6 protein-coding genes are annotated in these 2,355 nt (G+C 39.4%); all 6 read left to right on the plus strand.

Features of this window, described 5'->3' with window-relative positions:
• The coding region (locus AC075J_RS02830; RefSeq protein ID WP_476389959.1) for a ribonuclease E/G at window positions 1–516 on the plus strand (516 nt) is incomplete at its 5' end.
• On the plus strand, window positions 446–820 hold the full coding sequence (locus tag AC075J_RS02835) for a ribonuclease E/G (RefSeq protein WP_476389960.1): 375 nt from the start codon (window positions 446–448) through the stop codon (window positions 818–820). The genes AC075J_RS02830 and AC075J_RS02835, both read left to right, overlap by 71 nt.
• A 285-nt stretch (window positions 821–1,105) precedes the next feature.
• Complete coding sequence (gene rplU, locus AC075J_RS02840; RefSeq protein ID WP_020993901.1) at window positions 1,106–1,411, plus strand: 50S ribosomal protein L21; 306 nt, start codon at window positions 1,106–1,108, stop codon at window positions 1,409–1,411.
• Window positions 1,412–1,461: 50 nt separating this feature from the next.
• Window positions 1,462–1,743, plus strand: a complete 282-nt coding sequence (locus tag AC075J_RS02845; RefSeq protein ID WP_476389961.1) for a ribosomal-processing cysteine protease Prp — start codon at window positions 1,462–1,464, stop codon at window positions 1,741–1,743.
• Window positions 1,744–1,747: 4 nt separating this feature from the next.
• Window positions 1,748–2,035, plus strand: a complete 288-nt coding sequence (gene rpmA, locus AC075J_RS02850; RefSeq protein ID WP_008703124.1) for a 50S ribosomal protein L27 — start codon at window positions 1,748–1,750, stop codon at window positions 2,033–2,035.
• A 232-nt stretch (window positions 2,036–2,267) separates the two neighbouring features.
• Window positions 2,268–2,355 (plus strand): hypothetical protein (locus AC075J_RS02855; protein WP_476389962.1); only part of this gene is annotated, 88 nt, incomplete at its 3' end.

Consider the following 2,355-nt stretch of genomic DNA (forward strand, 5'->3'; position numbering starts at 1 on the left):
GATAAGAAATTTGGTCTGTCTTCCAAACTTTCCAATGATGACAGAAGCCGTATCAGTAAGTGGATGGAAGCAGAAGTTAACCGTTCGGATAAAGAGTTTGGTATCATCGTTCGTACAAATGCAGCAGATGCATCAAAAGAAGAAATACTGAAAGAACTGGAATACCTGAAGGGCCTGTATCATAAGGCTGCTGTAGACGGAAGATCCCGTACCTGTTTCAGCTGCGTATATAGAACAGAGCCTTTTTATATCTCTGCAGTCCGCGACGCCAACAGCCGGAACCTGGAAGAGATCATAACAGATATCCCTGAGATATCCCGACAGATTTCTGACTATCTTAACAGTAACAGCCCGGAGGAAAAAGAGAAGCTGCGGTTTTATGATGATAAACTTCTCCCTCTTTACAAACTTTATCGCCTGGAAACTGTCTTAGAAGAAATCCAGCATGAGAAAGTCTGGGCTGAACAGTGGTGGATTTCTGGTAATCCAGCAGACAGAAGCCTTCGTATCCATTGATGTAAACAGCGGAAAGTTTACAGGCAAAAAGAAAATGCAGGAAACTTACCGAAAAATCAATTTGGAGGCAGCAAAGGAAATTGCCAGACAGTTACGTCTCAGAAACCTGTCCGGAATTATTCTGATTGATTTTATTAATATGGAAAATCAGGATCATCAGGACGAACTGTTCCATGTCCTGCAGAAATATCTGCGCAAAGATCCGGTAAAGGCAAAAGCAGTGGACATCACTCCACTGCATATCCTGGAACTTACCAGAAAGAAAGTGCGAAAACCTGTGATTGAGGAAATCAGAGAATTATAGTTTACCATAAAATAATTATGTAAACCAAACAAGCATCTGCAATTCTCATCGATATTTTTCCGTAACTGAATAACTGCTCTGCAGTTTGTATTTTATCACAGATCCTGACGGATACCGGATTGAAATTGTACCTGTAAAATAAAAGAAAAAAATTCAAAGAAATTGAAAAAAACTTATTGACAAATCGAATTTTGTCCGCTATTATAAATGAGATGCCGCACAGAGAGGTACAAGCACCGAAAGGTCACCATATCTGGCGAGTAAAGATTATAGGAGGTGCCACAGATGTACGCAATTATTGCAACAGGTGGTAAACAGTACAAAGTTGCTGAAGGCGACGTAATCAGAGTTGAGAAACTCGGTGTTGAAGCTGGTGAAACTGTTACTTTTGATAATGTTATTGCAGTAAGCAATGACGGATTAAAAGCTGGTGAAGATGTGAAAGATGCCAGTGTTACCGCTACTGTAGTTGAGAACGGTAAAGCAAAAAAAGTTATCGTTTACAAATACAAGAGAAAAACTGGATATCACAAGAAAAACGGTCACAGACAGCAGTACACTAAAGTGAAAATCGAAAAGATTAACGGTTAATCTGGTGTCATTATGATTACAATTACAGGTACAGAAGTAACGGAAATTATCTGGAATTTGTTTCGAAAGGTCACGCCGGATATGCAGAGGAAGGACAGGATATTGTCTGTGCTGCTGTTTCTGTACTGGTGATCAATACTGTAAATTCTCTTGAGACATTTACAGATGATCAGTTTGAAGTGCAGGAAGATGACGGCTATGTATCTTTTCATTTTACGGCTCCGGTTACTGAGAGGGGAACCCTTCTCATGGATTCGCTGATTCTCGGATTAACAGAAATTGAACATAGTTATAACAATCGATATTTGACAGTAAAAGTCAAGGAGGTGTAACAACATGATGAAAATGAACCTTCAGTTATTCGCACATAAAAAAGGAGTTGGTTCTACAAAGAACGGTCGTGATTCCGAATCCAAGAGATTAGGTGCGAAGAGAGCAGACGGACAGTTTGTTAAAGCTGGAAATATTCTTTACAGACAGCGCGGAACTAAGATCCATGCTGGTGAGAACGTAGGTTGCGGTAAAGATTATACTTTATTCGCACTTAAAGATGGTGTCGTAAGATTTACCAGAAAAGGACGCGATAAGAAACAGGTTTCTATCGTTCCAGTAGAAGCAGAATAATCTGGTTAAGCGAAGGCTTCAAATCTAATATGGGTTTGGAGCCTTTCTTTTATAGTAGAATTGCTATAGATTAAAAGAGTTATATGATATAAAAGAAACCATAGCAATCCTTGTAAATAATGCATATTGATCCGACTCATCAGAGTGCGAAATCCTGCTGAACGGTCTCAAATGCATTAATTTAAGAAGATTACTATTACGAAATTATTAGTAAAGGACAGAGGTGTGTCATATGTTTGCAGACAGAGCGAAAATCTATATCCGCTCCGGTAAAGGCGGCGACGGCCATGTAAGTTTCCGCAGAGAATTATATGTTCCGA

Source organism: Blautia sp. ZXY-1-C6 (assembly GCF_056339875.1).

What these genes read in the sequence shown, in the direction of transcription:
- AC075J_RS02835 (WP_476389960.1), top strand. Translation starts at nt 446, where the DNA reads ATGAGAAAGTCTGGGCTGAACAGTGGTGGATTTCTGGTAATCCAGCAG.
- rplU (WP_020993901.1), top strand. Translation starts at nt 1,106, where the DNA reads ATGTACGCAATTATTGCAACAGGTGGTAAACAGTACAAAGTTGCTGAA.
- rpmA (WP_008703124.1), top strand. Translation starts at nt 1,748, where the DNA reads ATGATGAAAATGAACCTTCAGTTATTCGCACATAAAAAAGGAGTTGGT.